25 protein-coding genes and 1 pseudogene are annotated in these 22,501 nt (G+C 31.2%); 16 read left to right on the top strand and 10 right to left on the bottom strand.

What is annotated here, in order from left to right:
- Positions 1-31 precede the first annotated feature (31 nt).
- Both lysA and dapF read left to right on the top strand, forming a co-directional pair.
- Entirely contained in the window at positions 32-1,315 is a 1,284-nt protein-coding gene (gene lysA, locus IJI80_RS04785; RefSeq protein WP_292788099.1) for a diaminopimelate decarboxylase, read from the top strand.
- Positions 1,316-1,373: 58 nt separating this feature from the next.
- Positions 1,374-2,237 (top strand): diaminopimelate epimerase, encoded by an 864-nt coding sequence (dapF, locus tag IJI80_RS04780; protein WP_292788098.1) that lies wholly within the window; start codon positions 1,374-1,376, stop codon positions 2,235-2,237.
- Positions 2,238-2,366: 129 nt separating this feature from the next.
- Here the strand turns inward: dapF and IJI80_RS04775 are convergent, their stop codons facing one another.
- The 10 genes from IJI80_RS04775 to IJI80_RS04730 all read right to left on the bottom strand — a co-directional run bounded on the left by IJI80_RS04775 (position 2,367) and on the right by IJI80_RS04730 (position 10,623).
- Complete coding sequence (locus tag IJI80_RS04775; RefSeq protein ID WP_292788097.1) at positions 2,367-2,537, bottom strand: hypothetical protein; 171 nt, start codon at positions 2,535-2,537, stop codon at positions 2,367-2,369.
- A 119-nt stretch (positions 2,538-2,656) separates the two neighbouring features.
- Positions 2,657-3,385, bottom strand: a complete 729-nt coding sequence (locus tag IJI80_RS04770; protein WP_292788095.1) for a 4Fe-4S double cluster binding domain-containing protein — start codon at positions 3,383-3,385, stop codon at positions 2,657-2,659.
- Positions 3,386-3,495: 110 nt separating this feature from the next.
- Positions 3,496-4,098 (bottom strand): DUF6434 domain-containing protein, encoded by a 603-nt coding sequence (locus IJI80_RS04765; protein ID WP_292788093.1) that lies wholly within the window; start codon positions 4,096-4,098, stop codon positions 3,496-3,498.
- A gap of 8 nt (positions 4,099-4,106) precedes the next feature.
- A complete protein-coding gene (locus tag IJI80_RS04760) occupies positions 4,107-4,691 on the bottom strand; it encodes a HemK2/MTQ2 family protein methyltransferase (RefSeq protein WP_292788100.1) in 585 nt (194 codons plus the stop codon).
- A 59-nt stretch (positions 4,692-4,750) separates the two neighbouring features.
- On the bottom strand, positions 4,751-5,620 hold the full coding sequence (rsmA, locus tag IJI80_RS04755) for a 16S rRNA (adenine(1518)-N(6)/adenine(1519)-N(6))-dimethyltransferase RsmA (protein ID WP_292788092.1): 870 nt from the start codon (positions 5,618-5,620) through the stop codon (positions 4,751-4,753).
- 129 nt (positions 5,621-5,749) lie between these two features.
- Positions 5,750-6,487, bottom strand: a complete 738-nt coding sequence (locus tag IJI80_RS04750; protein WP_292788091.1) for a DUF655 domain-containing protein — start codon at positions 6,485-6,487, stop codon at positions 5,750-5,752.
- A 384-nt stretch (positions 6,488-6,871) separates the two neighbouring features.
- The gene (locus tag IJI80_RS04745; RefSeq protein ID WP_292788090.1) at positions 6,872-7,267 is read right to left on the bottom strand and encodes an RNA polymerase Rpb4 family protein; all 396 of its coding nucleotides are present in this window, start codon (positions 7,265-7,267) and stop codon (positions 6,872-6,874) included.
- Between the two features lie 5 nt (positions 7,268-7,272).
- Complete coding sequence (locus tag IJI80_RS04740; protein ID WP_292788089.1) at positions 7,273-7,563, bottom strand: 50S ribosomal protein L21e; 291 nt, start codon at positions 7,561-7,563, stop codon at positions 7,273-7,275.
- 408 nt (positions 7,564-7,971) lie between these two features.
- A complete protein-coding gene (locus tag IJI80_RS04735; RefSeq protein WP_292788088.1) occupies positions 7,972-9,216 on the bottom strand; it encodes a tRNA pseudouridine(54/55) synthase Pus10 in 1,245 nt (414 codons plus the stop codon).
- 66 nt (positions 9,217-9,282) lie between these two features.
- Positions 9,283-10,623 carry a signal recognition particle protein Srp54 gene (locus IJI80_RS04730; protein WP_292788086.1) on the bottom strand — a complete coding sequence of 447 codons (1,341 nt, stop codon included), beginning with the start codon at positions 10,621-10,623 and terminating at the stop codon, positions 9,283-9,285.
- Positions 10,624-10,949: 326 nt separating this feature from the next.
- On the opposite strand from IJI80_RS04730, the gene hpt reads away from it, so the two are divergent.
- The 14 genes and pseudogenes from hpt to IJI80_RS04660 form a co-directional block, all read left to right on the top strand.
- Positions 10,950-11,516, top strand: coding sequence for a hypoxanthine/guanine phosphoribosyltransferase (gene hpt / locus IJI80_RS04725; protein ID WP_292788084.1), 567 nt, complete (start codon positions 10,950-10,952; stop codon positions 11,514-11,516).
- Between the two features lie 132 nt (positions 11,517-11,648).
- A complete protein-coding gene (gene dph2, locus IJI80_RS04720) occupies positions 11,649-12,656 on the top strand; it encodes a diphthamide biosynthesis enzyme Dph2 (protein ID WP_292788082.1) in 1,008 nt (335 codons plus the stop codon).
- A gap of 493 nt (positions 12,657-13,149) precedes the next feature.
- Positions 13,150-13,716, top strand: a complete 567-nt coding sequence (locus tag IJI80_RS04715) for an exosome complex RNA-binding protein Csl4 (protein WP_292788081.1) — start codon at positions 13,150-13,152, stop codon at positions 13,714-13,716.
- A 77-nt stretch (positions 13,717-13,793) separates the two neighbouring features.
- Positions 13,794-14,111 carry a DNA-directed RNA polymerase subunit L gene (locus IJI80_RS04710; RefSeq protein ID WP_292788079.1) on the top strand — a complete coding sequence of 106 codons (318 nt, stop codon included), beginning with the start codon at positions 13,794-13,796 and terminating at the stop codon, positions 14,109-14,111.
- Positions 14,112-14,210: 99 nt separating this feature from the next.
- Complete coding sequence (locus IJI80_RS04705; protein ID WP_292788078.1) at positions 14,211-14,657, top strand: NUDIX hydrolase; 447 nt, start codon at positions 14,211-14,213, stop codon at positions 14,655-14,657.
- A gap of 418 nt (positions 14,658-15,075) precedes the next feature.
- A complete protein-coding gene (locus tag IJI80_RS04700; protein WP_292788076.1) occupies positions 15,076-15,411 on the top strand; it encodes a transcription factor S in 336 nt (111 codons plus the stop codon).
- A gap of 274 nt (positions 15,412-15,685) precedes the next feature.
- A complete protein-coding gene (locus tag IJI80_RS04695; protein WP_292788075.1) occupies positions 15,686-17,374 on the top strand; it encodes a hypothetical protein in 1,689 nt (562 codons plus the stop codon).
- A 447-nt stretch (positions 17,375-17,821) separates the two neighbouring features.
- Positions 17,822-18,556, top strand: coding sequence for a proliferating cell nuclear antigen (pcna) (gene pcn, locus IJI80_RS04690; protein ID WP_292788073.1), 735 nt, complete (start codon positions 17,822-17,824; stop codon positions 18,554-18,556).
- A 182-nt stretch (positions 18,557-18,738) separates the two neighbouring features.
- Complete coding sequence (locus IJI80_RS04685; protein WP_292788072.1) at positions 18,739-20,196, top strand: hypothetical protein; 1,458 nt, start codon at positions 18,739-18,741, stop codon at positions 20,194-20,196.
- Between the two features lie 470 nt (positions 20,197-20,666).
- Positions 20,667-20,945, top strand: a complete 279-nt coding sequence (locus IJI80_RS04680) for a 50S ribosomal protein L44e (protein ID WP_012954983.1) — start codon at positions 20,667-20,669, stop codon at positions 20,943-20,945.
- A gap of 9 nt (positions 20,946-20,954) precedes the next feature.
- Positions 20,955-21,134, top strand: coding sequence for a 30S ribosomal protein S27e (locus tag IJI80_RS04675; RefSeq protein WP_292788071.1), 180 nt, complete (start codon positions 20,955-20,957; stop codon positions 21,132-21,134).
- 148 nt (positions 21,135-21,282) lie between these two features.
- Positions 21,283-22,065 carry a translation initiation factor IF-2 subunit alpha gene (locus IJI80_RS04670; protein WP_292788070.1) on the top strand — a complete coding sequence of 261 codons (783 nt, stop codon included), beginning with the start codon at positions 21,283-21,285 and terminating at the stop codon, positions 22,063-22,065.
- A 12-nt stretch (positions 22,066-22,077) separates the two neighbouring features.
- Positions 22,078-22,248, top strand: coding sequence for an RNA-protein complex protein Nop10 (locus IJI80_RS04665; RefSeq protein WP_292788069.1), 171 nt, complete (start codon positions 22,078-22,080; stop codon positions 22,246-22,248).
- 156 nt (positions 22,249-22,404) lie between these two features.
- Positions 22,405-22,501 (top strand): annotated as a pseudogene (locus IJI80_RS04660) (proteasome assembly chaperone family protein); the annotation flags it as partial.

Genomic DNA, 22,501 nt, shown 5'->3' with positions numbered 1-22,501 from the left:
TGATTAAAATTTTTTTTATCGGAGGCTCAAAATGGATTTAAATATAAAAACAAACGATAAAGGCCATTTGGATATTGGTGGTGCTGATGCTTGCGACCTTGTGGAACAATATGGCACTCCTATCTATGTAATTGATGAAGAGAGAATTAGAGACAACTACAACAGATTCTATAACGCTTTCACTAAATTTTATCCTAAATTCAAAGTATTCTATGCTTGTAAAGCAAATACAAACATTGCTGTTTTAAAAATCCTTGAGGAAGAAGGATGCTGTATTGATGCAGTATCTCCTGGGGAAGTTTACATCTGTAAAAAAATGGGATTCTCTGGAGACAGAATCCTATTTACAGGAAACAACATCAGAAACGATGAAATGGATTACGTAAACAGTGAAGATGTAATCTTGAATATTGACTCAGTTTCCGCACTTAAAAGACTTGCAGAAAGCATTGACCCTAACGGCAAAAAAATCTCATTCAGAGTAAACCCTATGGTAGGTGCTGGTCACCACGGTCACTGCATTACCGGTGGGGAAATGAGTAAATTCGGTATTATGGAAACTGAAGCTGTAGAGATTTACAAATTAGCTAAAGAATTAGGATTTGAACCTGTAGGTATGCACTCTCACATCGGTTCCGGAATCCTTGATCCTGAACCATTCAAATTAGCTATTGAGTCCACTATGAACATTGCAGGAAAAGTTCACCAGGAAGCTGGAATAGACTTTGAATTCATTGACTTCGGTGGAGGAGTTGGAATTCCTTACACTCCTGATGAGGAATTATTGGATTTAGAACATTTCGCTGAAGAAAACGTCAAATTATTCAAAGAGAAATTGGAAGAGTTTGACATGGGAGAACCTACCTTATACCTTGAACCAGGCAGATACATTGTAGGGGACGCTTCTGTAATCTTAGTTGAAGTAAACAGCGTAAAGGAAAGCTACAGAAAATTCATCGGAGTGGATGCTGGATTCAACACCTTGCTCAGACCTGCTATGTACGATTCCTACCATCACATTGTTGTTGCAAACAAAATGAATGAAGAGCCAACTCAAGAAGTGGATGTAGCAGGAAATGTCTGTGAATCAGGTGACTTGTTTGCAAGAGACAGACCTCTTCCAGACATTGAAGAAGGTGACATTTTAGGTATTTTAAATGCTGGTGCATACGGTTACACAATGGCTTCAAACTACAACTCAAGACCTCTTCCAGCAGAGATTCTTGTCAAAAACGGTGAGTCTTTCGTAATCCGTGAAGCACAAAGCTTTGATGACATCTTTGAAAAGCAATCCATTCCTGACCATTTACAATAAGTCAGGAAGATTTTAAATTTTATTATTTGACAAAACTAAACTATCAATTGGTGAAAATATGGTAGATTTAAAAGGTTTAAAATTCTCTAAAATGCATGGTATCGGTAATGATTTCCCTATCATCGATGAAAGCCAAGGGGAACAAATTCCTGAAGCTGACAAAGCTGAAGCATGCAGACAATTATGCCACAGAAACTTTGGTGTAGGTGGAGATGGAGTATTGTTTGTTGTCCCATCTGAAGTGGCAGATATAGGATACAGAATGTTCAATCCAGATGGATCTGAAGCGGAAATGTGTGGAAATGGTATTCGCTGTTTTGGAGACTTTGTTTACAGAAACAAAATCGTTGAAAAGGAAACAATGACTGTTGAAACCAAGTCAGGTATCAAGACAATTGAAATCACTGTAGAAAATGGCGAACCTGTATTATTTAAGGTAAATATGGGCAAATCAACATTTAAAGTTCCAGAAATTCCAATGATTGCTGATTCTCAAGAGTTTGTAGATGGAGACCTTGAAGTTATTGACACCACCTTTAAGGCAACTTGTGTCAATGTAGGAAACCCTCATGCAATCCTGTTTGTCGATGATGTAGATGCTATAGACATTGACAAATATGGCCCAGCTATTGAATGCCATGAAGTATTCCCAGAAAAGATCAATGTTCATTTTGTTGAAGTATTAAGCAAGAATGAAGGAAAAATGAGAACCTGGGAACGTGGTGCTGGTGTTACTTTAGCATGTGGTACCGGTGCAACTTCAACTGCACTTGCTGGTGTAAAATTAGGTCTTTTTGATAATGAAGTTCTTCTTCACTTACCTGGTGGGGACTTAGAGTTTAATGTCTATGAGGAAGACGGAGAACTCGGAGCATTCATGAAAGGACCAGCAGCATTGGTCTTCAATGCTGAAATCCAATAAATTTATTTAATTTTTTAAATAAATTTTCTTTTTTCTTTTTTTAAATTCTTTTTATTTCTTTCCATATTCTTTAAACTTATTTTTTAATTATTTTTTCAAATTGCAATTTATTTTCGTGTATTGTTGAAATCATCTATAATTTTGAATTTCTCTAAAGAAATCTGCATAAGGCTGCAAACCTTTATCTGCCCAAAGCTTCCAAATATTCAACTCATTTTGAACAACACCTGCCTTAGCACAAGCTTCTTCAAGTGTTTTTCCCTCTTTCAAATAATTCAAAATGTTTCTTGATAGAATCATGAATCTTGGCAGTTCTTCTTTGTAAAAATCTAATGGATTTCCATTAAAAATAGCAAAACCCCCTAAAAACTCCTATTTAAAGAAGTAAATTAAAAATTAAAACTTTAATTAAATTTTAATCATATTTCCTTAATTAAATCCCTGTCGGTTTTTATTCCTAAGTATTCTTTAGTGTAAGGGCAAGCAAGTCCGCATTTGGCACATAAGCTTTTTCCATGAGTTCTTTGCATTTCTGATTTAATGAATTCAAAGCATTTTTCTGCATCGAAATATTCTTCCCTTTCTTTTCTGGAGTCCCATTTCACGTCATTTATCGCATTAACAGGGCAAATATCCTGGCATTCTGTACAGTCATCGCATAATGAATCGTCTATAGGTGTTCCCACTTTAATAGGCATGTCTGTAAGAATTGTGGATAATCTAAGTGCAGCTCCATATTTTGGACTAATGAGAAGTGCACATCTTCCTATCCATCCAAGTCCAGACCTTGTTCCAGTTGTCTTATGAGGGATTTTGCTTGCCAAACCTTCAAAATCCTTAGCAACCCTTTCACGAGACATTGCCAATGCATTGTAATTCATATGCTCCTTGATGTAGTCCTCACCTTCAAGAACAATGTCATTCAGCTTCAATGCCAAACTTTTCATGGATTCCACATATATGGACTGATCATCTGTATAAATGGTTTTTAACGCTTCCTTTTCTATTGGAATCCCTATTAAAATGCTGTTTGGATATTCCTTTGGAACGTTTTTTATACCTTCTAAACTAGCAAAACCAACTACTTCTGCTCCTTTTGACTTAAGAAACTCTTCTATTTCCCTTGAATTTTTCTCTTCTAGATTCATCAAATCATTCCATTTGGTTTTATTTTTTGCTAGATTATATGATTAAATATGATTATTCTATCCTTAAATGTATTCTTTACTTAGTTTAATTATTTTGGATTTATAATAGATTAGTTTAAAGCATCTAAATCGGAGTTTTCATATCTATTATGGCCTTTTAAACTCTTTTTATAATTCCAACATTTTATTGCATCTTCTAATGTTTTATCATCATTATCCTTGAAGAAATCTCTAATGTACTGATTGTATTGGAATTGCTTTTCTATTTCAGTTTTTTCCTTTGAGTTTTGAATGTCATAATAAGCATTGATTGCATCCTGATATGTTTTTTCAGGATTGGATTTCAGCCATTTTTGGAAATTAACTTTAAATTTAAATCCTTTTCCTATTTCTTTTTTAAAGAATTCTCTTTTATCCTCGCCGCATTTGAAGTTTTCACCTAAAATGGAATCCAATCTGATTTCTTCAAAGCCAGTGGTTTTATTTGGATTGGATTTTTGAAAATTAGCTTTGTTTTTAGTAGGATTTGAATCATCTAAGGATTTTCCAGTTTCCAGATAGTGAATAATTCTTTCTTCCAGTTGACTTTTGCTACCACTAACCTTCAATCCTTCATTTCTGCAGAATTCTTTCAATTCTTCTTTTAAAAAATAGTATTCCTTAAATTCTGCACTATTCAAATCTTTATTTAACTTGTGTCTGTTTGAGCTCATTTTATCATTCAAATCTTGTAAGCGTTTATCAAGACAATCTCTTCAAAGAAAAACTTCTCGCTTTCAGCTATTTCTGCAACGAATCCGTTTCTATCAAACATATCCAAGGTCAGGTCATTGTCAGACAGTGATGACTGAATTATCTGCACAATTCCCTTATCATTTAAATGATTAGACACTTGATTAATGAACCTATCAATAACTTTTCTTCCATCTAATCCACCATCAAATGCATAATTTAAATCGTCATTGATAATGTCACCTGAATCAGTAGGGAGATATGGAGTATTAAATAGTATAACATCAAATTTCCTATCTTTTACAGGTTCAAAGAGATCACCGAACTCAAGTTTTATGGTGTTGATATTGTTGAGACGGAAGTTTTTCTCAGCAAGTTCAAGGGCATTGAAGTTGATGTCAGTTGCTGTAACATCGTCTGTTAATAGACTTGCATACATGGAAACGAGACCTGATCCAGTTCCAATTTCAAGAACGCTTTGCCCTTTCTTTATCTCAAGATTTTCAGCCAATAGAAAGGTGTCATCTGATGGAATGTAAACCAAATCATCTGTTTCTATTTCAAATTTTCCCATTTTCATAAATAATCCTCAATTAAGGCGATTTTTATTTTTTTATTTTTTTATTCATGCCCTCAGTTAATATGCTCTTTTAATAAAATAGATAGTTCCATAATGTTTTCTGGAGATAGATTGATTGTTCTTTCCAATAATAATTCCTTGATTCTTGGATTTCCATCTTCTAAATTGTTTAAAATGGATTTCAATTCTTTTTTGTCTTTAAAACCAATTATATGTCTTGAATCAATCAATGCATTTCTTGCCTTCTTGTTTCTATGTTGGAATAATGCCTTGACGACTTTTGAATAGATTTTATAGTCATCATCTGCTATTTTGCTTTCTTTTGGTTTCAATTCCACAACAGAGGAATCTACCTTAGGAGATGGTATGAATGATTCCGGTGAAACCTTTGTTAGGAACTTAACATCTGCTTTAAAGTATAGCATAGCGGAAAGTCTGGAATATTGTTTTGTCCCTACTTTTCCATTCATTCTATCAGCGAATTCTTTTTGATACATTAGAATTGCAAGGTCGAAGTCATGCTTTAGGAACTTAAAGCTGATTGGTGAGGATATTTGATATGGGAGGTTTGAAACAATTTTATTGAAATCAGGAAAATCTACTTTAACTGCATCTCCGTTTATAAGCTCTACATTATCAATTTGCTCTTTTTCCAAACGTTTCTTCAATATGTTAAAAATAGTGGGGTCTTGCTCTATAGCTATTACTTTTCCAGCTTTCTTGGCAAGTTCAATGGTTAATGTTCCGATACCGGGACCAATTTCAAGTACAGTATCCTTTTTTGTAAGTTTCGCATATTCAATGATTTTCTTTCTTTTAAAATCGTCTATAAGGTAATTTTGACCTAAGTTCTTGTTTAAAATAATCCCATTTTCCTGTAAGATATGTTTAGTCTCTTTAGCTAAGGATATTTTTTCAGTCAACCAATCACCTTTTCAGCTATTAAAATAGTGGTTTTATGCAATTTGACATCATTGATGATTACAAAAATTAAAAATTAAAAAAAATAGAAAAATGAGTTCAACTCTTTTAGAGAGTTTTACTCATAGAATTTATTCTTTGTTTTCAGTTTTAGGTTTGTTTTGAGGTTTTTTACCTCTATTATTAGGTTTTCTACCTTTGTTCCTATTGTTTCTACCTCTTCCTCTGCCTTTATTGTATTTTTTCTTTCTGTTGGAAGGGTGTCTGGAAGGAACTTGGGTAAACATGTAATACTTGTTTTTACCTCTTTTTACGGTAGTTGTATCAAGTTCTAACCTTACTCTTTTTGCAAGCATATCCACAGGATCTCCAAGAAGAGGGACTCTTTCCTTTAAGTCGTCAAAGCTTTTGAAAGGTTCTTTTTTACGTTCTTCCAAAATCATTTGAGTGTGCTTTTTACCGATACCTGGGATTAGCTCCAATTTATGCATCTTAATGTTAAGTGAATCGATTTCATTGAAGAATTTTACATAAATGTCTTCATGAGCTAAAATGATTTCCTTAATGGCATACTCCAATTCGATTCTACTGGTTGCAGTTAAGTTTTCAAAGTCTAATAATCCTTTTACTCTATTTATCTTATCCCTTTTTCCAGATCCTATATAGACTTTGTCATGAATATCTAAATCAATACCTTCCTTAGGTGTAACTTCGATTAATGTGAATTTGTCTACGCCAATAGCTTGTGCAATAGGTTTGCCGTGAGCAGTTGGTCTTTCTGGATTTACATACCCAAATTTAAGATAATCTAAAATAATTACATACTCTTCTTTTTTCGGATTCGGATTATCAATGTTTGGATTATCCATATTTTCACCTCATTTTAATTTTAAATCTTATTTTTCTAGCAAATTTTCTTTTAATTTTGCTATTGTTCTGTTTTTAATTTTTCGATAATAATTTATTTTTTGTAATTATTATTATTTTTTAAATATAATATTAGTATATTTTTATCTTATTAATATTTATAATTTTATTCTTTTTTGTTAAAAATAGAAAAATTCATTGAAGTAATCGGCAAATCTTAAAAAATAAAAAATAGAAAATCTGTAAAAATATAAAAAAATTTTAAAAAAAAGTAAAATGTATTTTTTAATAAAAATAAGTGTTAAAAGTAGTAAAAATTGTTTAAAAGTAACCTTTGCATTGAAGAATAGAAATAGAAAAATAGATAGGATATAAAAAGGATTAAATTATTCCTCTTTTTTAATATCGTATTTTTCTAAAATTTCAAGAAGTTCCTTCATTTCATCGTTTGAAGGAGCATTTCTTTCTTTTGCGAAAATTAATCGTAAATCAGATAAATCTCTTGGTAAAATATCAGTAATAATAACTGCTAATCTACGGGTTTCAAAAGCTTTTCTTTCTTCATCACCACTTATAATTAACTCTTTTTCACTGATAAAGATTTCGAGTTCCTCAATTAATTTTTCAGCATCTTCAAGGGAAAGTTTATTTAGATTAGTAACATGAGCTAAAGTTAAATGTTGTTCACCACTAAGTTCATGTTTTTCTGAAAACTCTTCGAGAATTTCTTTCACTTTAGCTGCAGGTATTGGCTCTTTTTCTAATGTATTTTTCCCAATCATTGCACTCACTCTTGTAATTTTAAGTGTTCTGGAGTAACGATTAATTCTTTTGCTTTATTACCATCTTTTAATGCAAGTATGTAAGCTTTACCTTTTTTGTCCACTACTTTAGCAGTTTTTCCATGGAATCTGGAATGAGGTTGGCCTTTTTGGATACTTGGGTCGATGATAATGTGTACCATATCACCGTTTTCGAATTGTTGAATTCTTCTGGTGATTGGATTTGCACGACCAGGTCTTACTCTTTTGGTCAATTTTTTTCTACTTCTACTTTTAAATCCTCTGGATCTTTGCATTTTTATACCTCTTTAATATTTAATTAATTATGTGGTAAAAATATAAAACCCATCATTTTATATCTTTTTAAATAGCTAGTAGCCCAGTACGATATTTAAGTTGAATATCATAGCTTAAGCCCTTCGGTTTAGCTATTCATTGTAAAAGCCAATATATAAGTCTTATTTAGACTTAGCCCTAACCGTAGGTTTAATTGCTTAGAACATATCTAAATTTTATATATTGAAAGAAAAAAATATCAAAAATATTATAAAATATCATAAAATTTTAGTGACTGGATTTCAGCAATAATCCAATCTTCTATTTTTGATAGTATTAAAGTATATATTTTAAGATATTAATAAAGTTTATGTTTTTTAAGGATTTGTGAAATATTTAAAAAAAGTTGTTTTAAGCAGAATCTCATTTTATTTGATTCCAACTTCAATCACATCCAATTCTGCACAGATTGCCTGTGTGCCAAGAACTTCAGTCACGCTAGGATTTGATCTTCCTTCATCACTTGAGATAAGTTCCTTAATGTATAATCCGCCTTCTGTTTTAATGATCATTTCAAAGGTCTTTGAATCAATGAACTTGGATTCAATGTTTTTCACTTCTTTTTCCCTGATTTTGTCTGCCCTTCTATGGGAAACTCTAATAGGGGTTCTTTGTTGGATCATATGAATTGATTGGAGTTTTTCCAAATCCTCTTCTTTTATGTCATCTTCACATTTGACCAATGCTCTGTAAACCTTATATGTGTCTGGTGATGAGACTTTAATTTCAGCTTTTCTTTTCCTTTCGGTAAACTTAAGATTTAGGTATTCAGTTTTCCCTTTAGCTACTTCAGCAACCTCATCAGCTATTTTTTCAAGGTCTATTTTTCTAATCTTCGGCTCCTTGATTTCAAGTACAAATGGTCTGCCTGTCCCTAGCATTCTAACGTCAATGTCTTCCCTTCCAGCGCCATGGAACTTGGCTTCGTATCCATTGGTGTGCTTTAGGACAGTTTCGGATAATAGTTCCTCTACAGATTCTGGGTATTGCTTTCCTGTGAAATTGCACTCCTCACATCCCCTGCCTTTACATTTGGTGCATGGCCATTTGGTTTGAGGGATGCCTCTAACAAGCTTTCTGTATCTTCCTTCAATGAAAATAGGATTGATTTGGAGTCTGACTTTCACTGGATTTTCAATGTCTTCCTTTAGGATTCTTCTAAAGTCAACCATTACAAGAACATCCTCGCCATCAAAATCAACATTTTGCTCTAGATTTGCTTCAAGCAATTTGCCGATTTCCCTGTTGACTTCCTTTTTGATTATCTCAACATCGAAATCAAGCTCATCGCTAATTTCCTGGTCCTTTTCAACTATTTCCTTAGGTAATTTGCAGCCAACTACAAAGGTGTCAAATTCAACTTTGAGTAAGTCTATCTTTTCATTTACCAAATCAAGAACATCCTCTTCAATAAAGTTGAAGAGGTCATGGCATATTTCGCATTCCCCATCGTAAGCTTTCAAATTTAGGGATTCTCTAATTTTAATGCCTCTATCTTCATTGCCCTTTCCCTCTACGCAATCTGAAAACTTACGTCCAAGGCAATGATTGCAAATATTTCCATTTGTATATTTGATTAATTCTTCAGCTTTATTAAGTATTTCCTGATTCATTAAAATCTCTCTTTAAAAAAATGAATATAAAAAAATAAAAGTAGTTTAATTTGGTGTGTGGAATGTTTATTTCATGAATTGGCCCATGAGTCTATTCATGGCTCCTCCACCCATTCCTCTACGTCCAATGCCTTTCATGGCTTTTTTAGTATTGTTATAGTATCTTAACAATTCCTTGACATTGTTTTCGTCCACGCCAGAACCTCTTGCAATTCTTTGAATACGTGATTGTTTAATGATTTTTGGGTTGAGCATTTCCTCTTCAGTCATGGAAGACATAATAACCTTGAATTCACTGATCTTGTCTTCGGTCATTTGGCTTGCCTCTTTAGGAATCTTGCCTCCTAAGCCAGGGATCATGTTCATGACCTGTTGCATAGGGCCCATGCTGTTCATCATTTCAAACTGGTTCTGCATATCCATAAGAGTGAATTTTCCACTAAGCATATTGTTCATGGTTTTGGTAGCGACATCCTCATCAATAACCTCTTCAGCCTTTTCGATAAGGCTTCTGATGTCTCCCATACCTAATAATCTTGAAATGAATCTTTCAGGGTCAAATGCTTCAAATTCATCGATTCTCTCACCGGTACCAATGAATTTAATAGGTGCACCAGTTTCTGCTACTGCAGAGAGAGCCCCTCCCCCTTTAGCAGTACCATCTAATTTTGAAATGATAATGGAACCGATATCGGTTGCTTGTGAAAATGCTTTAGCTTGCTCACCTGCCTGTTGACCTATTGTACCGTCAATAACGAGGATGGATTCATCAGGTTCAATGATTTTATCCAACTTGTTCATTTCCTCAATTAAATCCTCTTCGTTCTTATGTCTACCTGCAGTATCAAAAATAATGATTTTTTGATTTTTAAAGTGTTTTAAACCTTTTTCTGCAAGGTCTAATGCATCCTTATTATCAGGGTCTCCATAAAGTTGGATTTGCATATCTTCAGTGAGTTGCCTTAACTGTTCATATGCTGCAGGTCTCCAGGTGTCTGTACATACAACTGCTGGAGAGAAACCTTTTCTTTGTAAGTATTTGCATAATTTACCGATGGTTGTGGTTTTACCACTACCTTGCAATCCTAAGAACAATATTTTAAATGGCTTTTTATTGATTTCAAGCTCTTTAGCTTCACTACCGAGCAAATTGACCATTTCTTCATAAATGATTGTAATTACATGTTCCCTTGGGGTGATTCCTTTAGGTGGCTCTTCATTAAGTGCACGGTCTTCGATTGTTTTGGATAATTTTAATACAAGCTGGATATTTACGTCTGATTGGATTAAAGCTCTTTGAATATCCTTCACTACTTCCTTTACAACCTTTTTGTCAATAACACTCATTCCAGCCAATTTTTTCATGGTGTTTGTAAGGTTTTCTCCTAAACTTCCTAACATTGACATAATATCTCTCCGATATTTTTCGATTATGGATTAAAATTATTTCTTTTAGCTAAATTCCATTTTAACAAAATTATTTTTTTAAATTAATATTTTTAGCTAATTTTCTTAAAGTACCTATTTTTTCAGTCATCTAAAAAAATAATAGTTTATCTTATTAACTTTAATGTATAAATTAATATTATATAAAAGTTTATTTATCTTTTATTATAAAATTATTGATATAGATACATAATTTGATTTTAAGTTTTTTATTTTTTATCATTAATTAAAAATTTGAATTGAATCTTATGTCAAAGATAAATATTATCATAGTTGAGGGTTAAAAAATGCTTGAAAAATTAGTAGAATCATTAAGAAAAGCACCAGTTGTTAAGAAAGGAGAATATGATTATTTCGTTCACGGTATCAGTGATGGAGTGCCTGCAATGGACCCAGCAGTTTTAAAGGAGATTGCTAAAGTGATAGATGAAATTTTAGATTTGTCTAAAATTGATAAGATTGTAGGTGTTGAAGCAATGGGTATTCACATTGCAACCGCATTATCTTTAGAAACCGGCATTCCATTCATCGTTATTCGTAAAAGACAATACGGATTGCCTGGAGAACATGAAATCGTGAAATCCACTGGCTATGCAACTTCCAAATTATACATCAATGACTTGAATGAGGGAGATAATATACTTTTAGTTGATGATGTAGTAAGTACAGGAGGAACTCTTACTGCTGTAATCAATGAATTGAAATCTATTGGTGTAAACTTGGTTGACACTGTAGTTGTAGTGGAAAAAGGTGAAGGTAAAGGAATTGTTGAGGAAGCTACCGGTGAAGACATCAAAACTCTTGTAAAATTGGATGTAGTTGATGGAAAAGTTGTAGCGGATTCATTGATATAAATTTGCTAAACTTTAATTCTAGTCATGATGACTAGATTTTATTTTTTTTAATTTTTTTAGTCTATTTTTAAGATTAGGTCCTTAAGGAGTTAATCTTTATTTTTTAAATATTTTTCATAATTAGTTGATAGAATGGCATTATACGATATGGAACTTAAAAGAGTTATAAAGAAAATAAACTCTTTAAATGTTAGGAATGTGGGATTGCAGTTTCCAGAAGGACTTAAGATGCAAGCTGTAGCTCTTGCAAGGGAAATTGAAAAGCAAACCGAAGCCACTGTAATTGTTTCTGCAGACCCTTGCTTTGGAGCCTGTGATGTTTCAGACAGAAAGATGAATGGAATAGTTGATTTCATTGTTCATTATGGACACACCCCTCTTCCACTTAGATACAGCATTCCTACAATGTTTATAGAAGCTAAGGCCAATGTTAAAATCAAGGATTATCTTGAAGAGGCATTGGAAGATTTGAAGGATTATTCCAAAATAGCTATTGCCACAACAGCACAGCATTTGCATTTGCTTGATGAGATTGTAGACTTTTTGGAAGACAATGGCAAGGAAGTTGTTATAGGATCATCAAGAAGCACAAGAAAAGGTCAGGTTTTAGGATGCAATTTTGCATCCGTAAAGAATTTAGGTGCTGATGTTTACTTATTTATTGGCAGTGGGAATTTCCATCCTTTAGGAATCTATCTCTTCACAAAAGCTCCTGTTTTAGCCATTGACCCTTATAGTGGTGACATTCGTGAAATGAGTGCCTATGCAGACAGGATATTGAGAATAAGATTTGCAAGAATCGTGAAGGCAAGGGAAGTTACAAAATGGGGCATTATTGTTTCCTCAAAAGAAGGCCAATACAGGATGAAATTGGCTAAGGAAATCAAGAAACTTCTTGAAGATGAGGGAATGGAAGCGTTTATTCTTCTCATGGACCATGTAAACCCTGATGTTTTGCTTCCGTATATGGAACTTGAAGGATTTGTTGTAACTGCATGTCCTAGAATAGCTATTGATGATTCTCAAATGTATAAAAAGCCAGTTATAACTCCTAAGGAGTTAGAGATTGTCTTAAACAAAAGGGAATGGGAAAAATATCAATTGGATGAAATATTGTTTGAAGATAGATATTATCAATAAGTTTGGGATTTTATTCCCATTTTTTATTTTTTTCATTTTTTTATTTCATCATTTTATTCTTTTCTCACTTCATTTTTTATTTCATCATTTTATTCTTTTCTCACTTCATTTTTTTCATTTTTTTTATTTTTTAAACCTTTTTAATGATTTATCTCGTTTAATTTGTTTTATAATATTGAAACTATTTCTAAAAACCGAATTTTTTATATATTACTAAAAAACATAAATAATTTACATATAAATAATTAATAAATTTATGAATGATTTATGAAAAATAATTTTTCAAATTTAATTTCATATTGTTCAAAAATCTGAATAAATTTTATAAATGGAATTATGAAATTTATTTCTTGGATAATTGTCCTAATTCTATAAACGGAGTTATGGGATCATTCGGACGATGTCCTATTTTATAAATGGAATTATAAAATGTTGAATTTGGCAATTTGCCCTTTCTTGAAAATGGCATATTGTCTATTATGAGGTGTTTTAGATGAAAATGGAATCTGGAGATTTTGTAATGCCTGGTGACTTTTTAAGTGTAAGTGAAGAATTTTTACCAGGTCAAGGAGCATACGAAGATGATGGAAGTGTGAAATCAGGTGTTCCAGGAAATGTATTAATAGATGCAGATGAAAAGGAAATCTCTGTAATATCAAAATCTGGTGGTCCAAACTTATTGAAAGTTGGAGATATTGTATATGGTGAAGTGAAAGATGTCCGTGGTCAAAGGGCTTTAATTAGCATTTATGCCAAAAAAGGAACCAGACGTGAATTGGCTCTTCCGTATTTGGCAGCTATTCATATTTCTCAAGTAACCCCTGGTTATATAGATAAGCTTACTGATGCTTTTAGAATTGGAGATTTAATTGAAGCAAAAGTGGTTAAAATTATGGGGGATAACCTTGATTTGAATACTGAAGACATTAGTTCAGGTGTTGTAAAAGCTATGTGTACTAGATGCAGAGCTATTATGGACCCTTGCAATGAATCTGAAGTATACTGTCCTGTATGTGATAGAAAAGAAAAAAGAAAGGTTTCTAAAAATTATGATTATTAGTTAATTATTTAGATTCAGTAATTTAAATTGTAAATTTTATTGTTGAAAAGTTCATTTAACTTTAAGGAAAAGATAACATGGAAATTGAAGTGATTGATGAAAAGAAAACAGAATTAATATTTAAGATTGATGAAAAAAAGCACAAAAGTGATAAAAATTCAGAAAAAGCCAGTGCAGAATATCATTCTCTTTGTAATGTTTTAAGGAAATATCTCATGGAAGATGAAGATGTTCTATATGCCGTTTATGGTTATGACCATCCTCTTACTGGATTTCCTGTAATGACTATTAAAACCAAAAAGACAAAAAGACCTAGAGACTCTCTTTTAAGAGCTGCTCAAAGATTAAAAGAAGAAACTGCAGAATTCAAGGAATTGGTTGAAGAAAATTTATAATAATTTTATATTTGGTCAAACTTGACCAAATTCTTTTTTATTGAGGGTGTTCCACTCTTAACTTTTTCTATTTTTTTTAAAATTTTTAATATTTTTGCATTGAATTTTATTTGGGGTGACAGCATTAAATATAAAATTCCATCTTTGACTGTTGATATTTTTATCCATAATGAAAATCATGAATTCATACTTATAACAAGGAAAAATGATCCTTTTAAAGACTATTGGGCATTGCCTGGGGGCTTTGTTGATTATGGTGAAACAACAGAAGATGCTGCCGTTAGGGAAGCAAAGGAAGAAACATCCATTGATATTCATTCACTTGAATTATTCAATGTATATTCAAATCCAGACCGTGACCCAAGAAGGCATACAGTATCAGTATTCTATTTAGCACATGGAAATTTTGATGATGCAAAGGCCAATGATGATGCTAAAGACATTCGTGTATTTTCATTTGATGATATTGAGGACTTGAACATAGCTTTTGATCATAAAATGATTCTTGAACAAGTCAAGGAATATTTTGAAAATCTAAAATTTTAATTTAAAAAAAACTAATTAATATTTGCAATTTTTTTTTTAAAAAAATTATAAATTTTTTACTATTTTTCATTATACTAGCTATTTGTATTTATTATAATTTTTTACTAAATTTTTACTATTTTCCACTATTTTTAGGCATTTTTTACCCTATTTTTAAATTAACTTTAAATACTATGACTTATTAATCTTTATTTATATGTATATATTATAATATAATAAATTATCATTTACGAAATTTAAAAACTTTGAAATTTTAAAATTTTCGCAGTGTTTGAATTATTATTTGGAAAAGGTAAATGTTTGATGAGATTATAATTATTGGAGATTATAATCATTTTTTATTGTTTTTAAAATTAATAGTTCTAAAAATTTTAATTTTCGTTTTTAATGAGTAGTATTTTTTTATTGGAGGTTGATTATGGAATTTTGTCCAGAATGTGGTGGTATGATTCTTCCTCAGGAAGTTGAAGAGGGAGATGAAAAGAAAATTGTATTAAAATGTTCCACCTGTGGTTATAATTCATCTGAAGTAGATAAAGCCGGTTATTCAATTGATAAAAAAATTGAATCTAAAGAAAATGTTATAGTCAGAGGAGATGAAAGCGGTTTACGTTCTACTATACGAGAAATTTGTCCTAAATGTGGACATGATCGTGCATCCTATGAATTACTTCAAACTCGTAGTGCTGATGAAGCACCAACTCGTTTCTTCACTTGTGAGAAATGTCATCATAAATGGAGAGGATATGATTAATTATTAATCATTTTTAATTTATTTTTAATTTTTAGTTTAGTTTAAATTAGATTTACATTAAACATTTAATTAATTTCATAAATTTAATATTCAATTTAAGATTCAATTTAAATCAATTTAATATTAATAAATTATAAGTTTTTTAAATGTTTCATTATTTATTTAATGTTTATTATTCATTTAATCGTATTTATAGCGATTTTACTAAGGGTATTATGGTGTGTATAATTATTGATGAGTGAGTATTCTTAGTATTTTTAAGTAAGGAGATAAAATGACTAATTCAAAAAATAGTAATTTAGAAGATGTTTCTAAGGGAAACGATGAATCAGCTCCCAGAGCTAATGATTCCACTTCTAATAAAGAAACTAGATTTACTAAATCTAAATCTATCTCTGATGTTTTTAAAGAATTAGAATTCGAAGATGATGAGTCTTATGAAATTTCTAATGATTTTGAAGATGATGATGAGGTAGATGAGATAATACCTATTCATAATGAATATAGGGATTTGGAAAGATCTGATGCTTTTTATGATGAGTCTATTGAAGGAGGAGTTATTATCAATCCTAATTTAGATGATTCAATTGAAGCGAATGTTAACGAATCAGCTGAGGATGCTGATTTAATAGAAAATGATGATTCTATCGATGATGAAGCAGATAGTAAATTTAGCGAATCATTGGATAGCAATGAAAAGATTGATGATGAAGATTCCTTTATCGCTCTAGACGATAGTGGTATTGTATTAGCAGATGAAATTGCAGAGGAAAATATTGGAAAATCTTCTGCCCAAGGGGTATTGATAAATGATAAGAAAAAATCTTCAGATTCTTCAGGCAAATCTTTAGATATTTTTGATTCTTCTACAATTCTTACACTAGCTGGTTTTGTTGTAGGATTAGCGATTTTAATTCTTGGAATAACTTATTACTTTTCAAGTTCAGATAGAGTTGTAGATAATGTTTTGTCAGGTGAAACTGCTGGGCTTGCTATATTCTTAATTATTATTGGACTTATTATTATCGGATTTTCCTTGTTGAAATTCTTCTCTTCTTCAAAGTCTTCGTTAATTATAGATACTTTCAACAATATTAAAAGTATTGATTATGATGACTTAAGCGAGGATGGTATTACTCGTGATGACTTTGATGCCATTTTTGGCATTTTTAAAAGAAAAAAAGATTCTAATTTTTCCAGTAAAGGCGATAAAGACAAATCTGTTGATTCCTCTAACGATTTAATTGAGAATGACAAGGAAGAAAAAGTTTCTGATGATGATATCAATTCTTTATATTCCGATTCAAATTTAACATCTCAAAAAAATCAATCTTCTTTTAAAGAGCATGAATATGCTAATTCAACAGAACTTTCAGATGACTCTGATGAAACTGATGATGATTCCGATGAGATCATTCCTATTCATTCTAGACTAAATAAACAATCAGATGAGTCCGATTTGGAAGATAAGTATTCCAAATATGATTTTGATGATGATGAGGATGAATTTGATTCTGTTGAGATTTCTGAAGATGTTCCTACTGATGACTCTGATATAGTCGAAGAAGATGACTTGATTGTTGATGAACCTATTGAAGAGCCAGTAGATGAACCTATAGAGGAACCTGTGGAAGCGCCTGTAGAGGAAGTTATTGAAGAGGATTATCTTGAGGAAGGCCTTGTTGAAGATGATGCTGATTCCAATTCAGATGCTGAAAAAAATGATGGTTTAGAAGACAAATATTCTAAATACGATTTTGAAGATGATGCTGATGACACCTTTGAAGAATCTAATAGTTCTAAGCCTGAATTCAAAAAGTCTGTTGACTTGTCAAAATTTGATGGCGATTCTTTAAGTGAAGAGGAATTGGATGAAAAGATGAGAAAAGCTCAAGAATTGGAAGAGAAAAAAAGAAGAATAATTGAAGGTACCAATTTTGATAATAGTTTAAGAAAAGATTAATTTTTCTTAAATTATTTTATTATTTATTATCTTTTTATTTTTTTGTAATCTTATATCATCTATTTTTTATTTACTTAGAGCATATGCTCGTTTTTATCACGCTTTTTTAATATCTTTCATATTTTATTTAATTCTCTTTTTTTAATATTTTCATCCAATATTTTTTCATATTTTATTTTAATTTTCTTTTATTTTTATTCAATATTTTTCCATTTTTCATATAAAAATTTTTAAAAAATTTTCACTTTTGATTAGATTTATAAATGATTAAATACTTATATAATATTATAATAAAATAAAATGATTTTATTAAATTTTAGAATTTAAAAAAAATAAATTATGCATTATTTTAATAATTATTTATAAATAAAAATTTAGCTTAAATGAGCTATTTTATTTATAAAAAAAATAATCAATGCTTAAAATTAAATCAAGAGTTGATTTTTAATGTTTAAAGCAGAGTTAAGTGATTCTAGTATTTTAAAAACCAGTTTTGATGCTATTTCATCTATTGTAGATGAAGTACAAATCCAAACTGACAGTGAAGGTTTTCGTTTAGATGCCTTAGATCGTAGTCATATTACCTTTGTTCATCTCGAACTCAAATCCAGTTTGTTTGATGAGTTCATTTGTGATGAACCTGAAAAGATCAATATTGACACTGATGAGTTAATGAAAGTATTGAAACGTTCTAAATCTAATGACCGTGTCTTAATGTCATTAGACGAAGGAAATCTTATTCTCACTTTTGTTGGTGAAGCTACAAGAACTTTCAAAATCAGATTGATTGATATTGAATATGATTCCCCAGCACCTCCTTCATTGGATTATCCTACTGAATTTGAGATTCCTTTCACACTCTTAAAAGACTCAATTCAGGATATGGACATTTTCTCTGATAAAATCACTTTAATGGTAGATCAGGAAAACTTCTATGCATCTGCTGAAGGTGAGTTTGGAGATGCAAATATTGAATATTTACATGGTGAAAAAATAGACACTAAAGCTAAATCCATTTTCTCTTTAGAAAAAATTAGAGAAATGCTTAAAGCAGATAAATTCTCTGAAATAGCAACTATCTGTCTTGGAAATGACATGCCATTAACCCTTAGTCTTAAAATGGTGTCTGAAGATGGAGAACTTAGCTTCTTGCTTGCTCCAAGAATAGAAGCTGAAGACTAAATGTTTAGCTGAAATAAATTAATTTTCTTAAATTAATTTATTCATTATTTTTTTATATAAAAAGCTATTTAACACCATATGACATTTTTTTATACATTATTAACTTTATTAAAACGATTAGCATTAACTAAACTTTTTAGTTTCTTAAGTTTCGGCGACTTTATTTTAATTAAATGATTCTTATGCAAGGCGACTTTTTTCAAGTATTACGCAGAGTTCAAAAGGAAGAACGTAACAAATCATCTCTAGCTAGAGTGGATAATGATTTCTATAAGCAGTTACGTGATTACATTAAAGATTTAGAGCGTTCTGTAGCTAATGATCCTTTTGGAAATGAGCAATTGCTACTCAATAATGCTCAAAGAATTGCTACTGAAATATGTGAGCTTAGGGAATCTAAAATCACTAAAGCTGCCAATAACAATATATACAGATCTTTTCTTTTATTCAAGAAGGACAACCCTCAATTTGATCTCTTGGATACAACCCCACTGAATCTTACAGATGAGGAGGAGACTTTATATTTCTCATTGATGGATGCTCTTAAAAGTCATAGATATAGAATTTCCTTAGATGAATATAGTGAAGAATCGGTTATTGAAGGAAATTATGGAGATGATGAAGAATATGATGAGGATTTCGATGAGGATGAAGAAAGCTCCTTTGTGGAAGATTCTTATGAATCAATTAGTTCAGTTGAAGATGAAAGAGATATTTCTGATTCATTGGAAGATGAGATTTCAGAGGCTCTTGGTGAATCTGATGAAGTTTTAGATAGGTTGAATCAAATCAAGAATGCAAAAGTCGTCACTGATGAAACTTATGAAAACATTGATAAGCAAGTAGCTAATCAATTGTATCCTGGCCAAGGCAATGTAGACAATGCTCAAGAGCTTGAAGAAACCGAAGAAGTTGAAGGAGTTGAAGAAAAAGAAGAAGAAACTCCAGTTATTGCTCAAGAGCTTGAAGATGCAGAAGAATCAGTAGAAGTTCAATCTACTGTGGAAGAAGACTCTAAAAGTGAGAGTTCAGTTTCCACCAGTCCAGAGGATTTCTACAAAAATCCAGACAGTCAGTTTGTAGATTTGGACAAATTGGAACCTAATTATGATGATGATTATTATAAGTCTATAGCTGCAGGATCCAATTATGCTGCTCCAAGTGAAGATGACTTCAATCTGATTTTTGCAAAACCTAAAAAGCCTAAAGCAGAATCTGCAAATGCTGAAGAAAAGGAATCCGCTAATGCCGAATCTACAGAAAATAGGGATAATGTATCAGTTAGACATGAATCTGCACAATCTGAATTAGGATTTTCATCAGGCCTTGATGTAAAGGAAAAAAAGATTGAACATGCTGATGGTTTTAATAAAGCTATTGATGATAATATTGATAGTAATATTGATGATGCTAAAAGGGATGATGCTCCTAAAAAACCAGTCGATAAGACAAGAGGAGGATTATTTGCTAGAGATGAAATAGAAAATGCAACTGTTGTCATTAGTGAAGATGTCGGTGAAATGATGGGTATTGATGGAAAGATTTATGGTCCTTTCTTGGCAAATGATGTTGTTATATTGCCGAATATCACTGCTCAAATTCTCATTAACAACAATAAGGCAAGCTTAGTAAAATATTAAATTTTTAAGTTTCTGTTCTACCATATTCCATCATCTTATTCAACTATTTTTATATAAAAATTATATAATATTACAAAGGTTTATATATAGATAATAATCATATATAATTAATGTATCTATAATAATATGATATTTTCTTATTTTAAAATATTTTTTTAATTATTAGATTCCAAGATTTACTGTTTGTTAAATCTTTTTTTATAGTTTTTAAACTTTCAATTTAGTTTATCCTATGAATGAATAGGATTATCAGATATGTTTATGTTAAAAATATTTTTTTATAGGAATGTGTAGATACTCTCATGCTCGTAGGAAACTGAAAAATGTTCTTATTAGTATGTTATAATTTATCCTCATGCTAAATGGAAACCTAAACAGTTCCAAGTGGTTTGTTGTAATTATTTATTATATAATCTGTTAATTAAGTTCTAAAAGTCTTTTAACAGAGAAATCAATTAAAGGTGAAAAATATGAAAATGCCTAAAGAAAAAAGAACTTACTGTCCACATTGTAAAAGACACACTATTCATGAAGTGCATACTTCCAAAAAGAGAAAAGCTAGTGAATTAAAATGGGGACAAAGACAATTCAGAAGAGTTACTGCAGGGTACAGAGGTTATCCAAGACCATTACCAGGTGGTAACAAGCCGGTTAAAAAATTAGATTTAAGATACAAATGTAAAGAATGTGGAAAATCCCACATCAGAAAATCTTTCAGAGTAGGAAAACCTGAATGGGTATCTAACTAGGTGATTTGTATGGCAAGTAATGGAAGAGGAAACTTTTTAAGAGTTAAATGTTTAGATTGTGATAATGAACAAATCATTTTCGATCGTGCAGCTTCTGATGTAAAATGTATCATCTGCGGTAAAACTATTGTAAAATCCCGTGGTGGAAAAGCTAAAATCATGGCTCACATCGATGAAGTTTTACAATAAGCTTAAAATTATTAATAGCCAATTACTATTCAACTAGCTATTTTAGTGAAATGTAATTGGTTGTTATGTGATCTTAGAATAAAGATTGGTTAAAATGATTATTTAAATTTTTAACCATATCTTAACTGTTTTTATTTCGGTGTTTTAATTGGTAAGAAAAAGTCAAGAATGGCCAGATGAAGGAGAACTTATTGTAGGAACCGTCTACAAAGTTGTAAACTATGGTGCATTTGCTAACTTGGAAGAATATGCAGGTAAGGAAGCTTTCATTCATATTTCTGAAGTTTCTTCTGGTTGGGTAAAGAATATTCGAGATCATGTAAGAGAGAATCAAAAGATTGTTGCTCGTGTTTTAAGAGTTAATCCTAAAAAAGGTCATGTGGATGCTTCTTTAAAAAGAATTAGAGAAGACCAAAGGACTAAAAAGATCCAGCAATGGAAAATTGAACAAAAAGCTGAAAAATTCCTTGAATTGGCTGCTAAATCTTTAGATAAAGACTTGGATACCGCTTACGATGAAGTGGGATATGAACTTATGGATATCTTTGGTGATATCTATGGTGCATTTGAAAGCGCTTCTGAAGAAGGAGCAGAAACTCTTACTGAAGAAGGAATTAGCCAAGAGTGGGCTGATGCCATAACTGAAGTTGCTGTAAAGAACATCCAACCGCCTGAAGTTCACATCAGTGGATATGTAGATATTAAAAACTACAACCCAAATGGTGTAGATGTAATTAGGGAAGCACTTATGGCAGCAGAAGCTGAAAATATTGAAGTTCAATGTGTTGGAGCTCCTCGTTACAGAATCACTGTAACTTCTACAGATTATTTGGTTGCTGAAAAGCAATTGAAGGAAGCAGCAGAAAAAGCTATTGCTATTGTAGAAGATGCAGATGGAACTGGAGAATTCTTACGTGAAATTGAAAATTAATTAGTGAATCAGATGAAAATGAAAATGAAGAAGTGTCCTGTTTGCAATATTTACACACTTAAACCTCAATGTCCAAATTGTGGAGGTGAATTGAAAGTGATTTACCCACCAAAATTTTCTGTTGAGGATAAGTATGGTAAATATCGTAGACAATTAAAAAAAGAGATGCTTAATAGGGAATAAGAAGTTTTTAATTGGCAAGCTATTGTTAGTTTTAAAACCATTATTCTATTTTTTATTTTTCTATTTTTATGGATTTTACGGTTACGATTATTTGATTTGCAATTATTTGATTACGATTATTTGATTATATTATAAAATGTTCTTAAAGGTGATCTTATGAGAACAACTCAATTTAAGGTATTAGAAGAAGTTAGTTTAAATAATCCTATATTTATTGAAGCACTTCCTGGAATCGGTCATGTAGGAAAATTAG

It is taken from the genome of Methanobrevibacter sp. (assembly GCF_017432245.1).
GTDB lineage: Archaea > Methanobacteriota > Methanobacteria > Methanobacteriales > Methanobacteriaceae > Methanobrevibacter.
The sequence above is the reverse complement of the archived record's forward strand: the minus strand, read 5'-3'. Positions and strand labels throughout refer to the sequence as shown.

Excerpts from the sequence above, each read along its gene's own strand:
- lysA (WP_292788099.1), top strand. The coding sequence starts at position 32 with ATGGATTTAAATATAAAAACAAACGATAAAGGCCATTTGGATATTGGT.
- dapF (WP_292788098.1), top strand. The coding sequence starts at position 1,374 with ATGGTAGATTTAAAAGGTTTAAAATTCTCTAAAATGCATGGTATCGGT.
- IJI80_RS04775 (WP_292788097.1), bottom strand. The coding sequence starts at position 2,537 with ATGATTCTATCAAGAAACATTTTGAATTATTTGAAAGAGGGAAAAACA.
- IJI80_RS04770 (WP_292788095.1), bottom strand. The coding sequence starts at position 3,385 with ATGAATCTAGAAGAGAAAAATTCAAGGGAAATAGAAGAGTTTCTTAAG.
- IJI80_RS04765 (WP_292788093.1), bottom strand. The coding sequence starts at position 4,098 with ATGAGCTCAAACAGACACAAGTTAAATAAAGATTTGAATAGTGCAGAA.
- IJI80_RS04760 (WP_292788100.1), bottom strand. The coding sequence starts at position 4,691 with ATGGGAAAATTTGAAATAGAAACAGATGATTTGGTTTACATTCCATCA.
- IJI80_RS04750 (WP_292788091.1), bottom strand. The coding sequence starts at position 6,487 with ATGGATAATCCAAACATTGATAATCCGAATCCGAAAAAAGAAGAGTAT.
- IJI80_RS04745 (WP_292788090.1), bottom strand. The coding sequence starts at position 7,267 with ATGATTGGGAAAAATACATTAGAAAAAGAGCCAATACCTGCAGCTAAA.
- IJI80_RS04740 (WP_292788089.1), bottom strand. The coding sequence starts at position 7,563 with ATGCAAAGATCCAGAGGATTTAAAAGTAGAAGTAGAAAAAAATTGACC.
- IJI80_RS04735 (WP_292788088.1), bottom strand. The coding sequence starts at position 9,216 with ATGAATCAGGAAATACTTAATAAAGCTGAAGAATTAATCAAATATACA.
- IJI80_RS04730 (WP_292788086.1), bottom strand. The coding sequence starts at position 10,623 with ATGTCAATGTTAGGAAGTTTAGGAGAAAACCTTACAAACACCATGAAA.
- hpt (WP_292788084.1), top strand. The coding sequence starts at position 10,950 with ATGCTTGAAAAATTAGTAGAATCATTAAGAAAAGCACCAGTTGTTAAG.
- dph2 (WP_292788082.1), top strand. The coding sequence starts at position 11,649 with ATGGCATTATACGATATGGAACTTAAAAGAGTTATAAAGAAAATAAAC.
- IJI80_RS04715 (WP_292788081.1), top strand. The coding sequence starts at position 13,150 with ATGAAAATGGAATCTGGAGATTTTGTAATGCCTGGTGACTTTTTAAGT.
- IJI80_RS04710 (WP_292788079.1), top strand. The coding sequence starts at position 13,794 with ATGGAAATTGAAGTGATTGATGAAAAGAAAACAGAATTAATATTTAAG.
- IJI80_RS04700 (WP_292788076.1), top strand. The coding sequence starts at position 15,076 with ATGGAATTTTGTCCAGAATGTGGTGGTATGATTCTTCCTCAGGAAGTT.
- IJI80_RS04695 (WP_292788075.1), top strand. The coding sequence starts at position 15,686 with ATGACTAATTCAAAAAATAGTAATTTAGAAGATGTTTCTAAGGGAAAC.
- pcn (WP_292788073.1), top strand. The coding sequence starts at position 17,822 with ATGTTTAAAGCAGAGTTAAGTGATTCTAGTATTTTAAAAACCAGTTTT.
- IJI80_RS04685 (WP_292788072.1), top strand. The coding sequence starts at position 18,739 with ATGCAAGGCGACTTTTTTCAAGTATTACGCAGAGTTCAAAAGGAAGAA.
- IJI80_RS04680 (WP_012954983.1), top strand. The coding sequence starts at position 20,667 with ATGAAAATGCCTAAAGAAAAAAGAACTTACTGTCCACATTGTAAAAGA.
- IJI80_RS04675 (WP_292788071.1), top strand. The coding sequence starts at position 20,955 with ATGGCAAGTAATGGAAGAGGAAACTTTTTAAGAGTTAAATGTTTAGAT.
- IJI80_RS04665 (WP_292788069.1), top strand. The coding sequence starts at position 22,078 with ATGAAAATGAAAATGAAGAAGTGTCCTGTTTGCAATATTTACACACTT.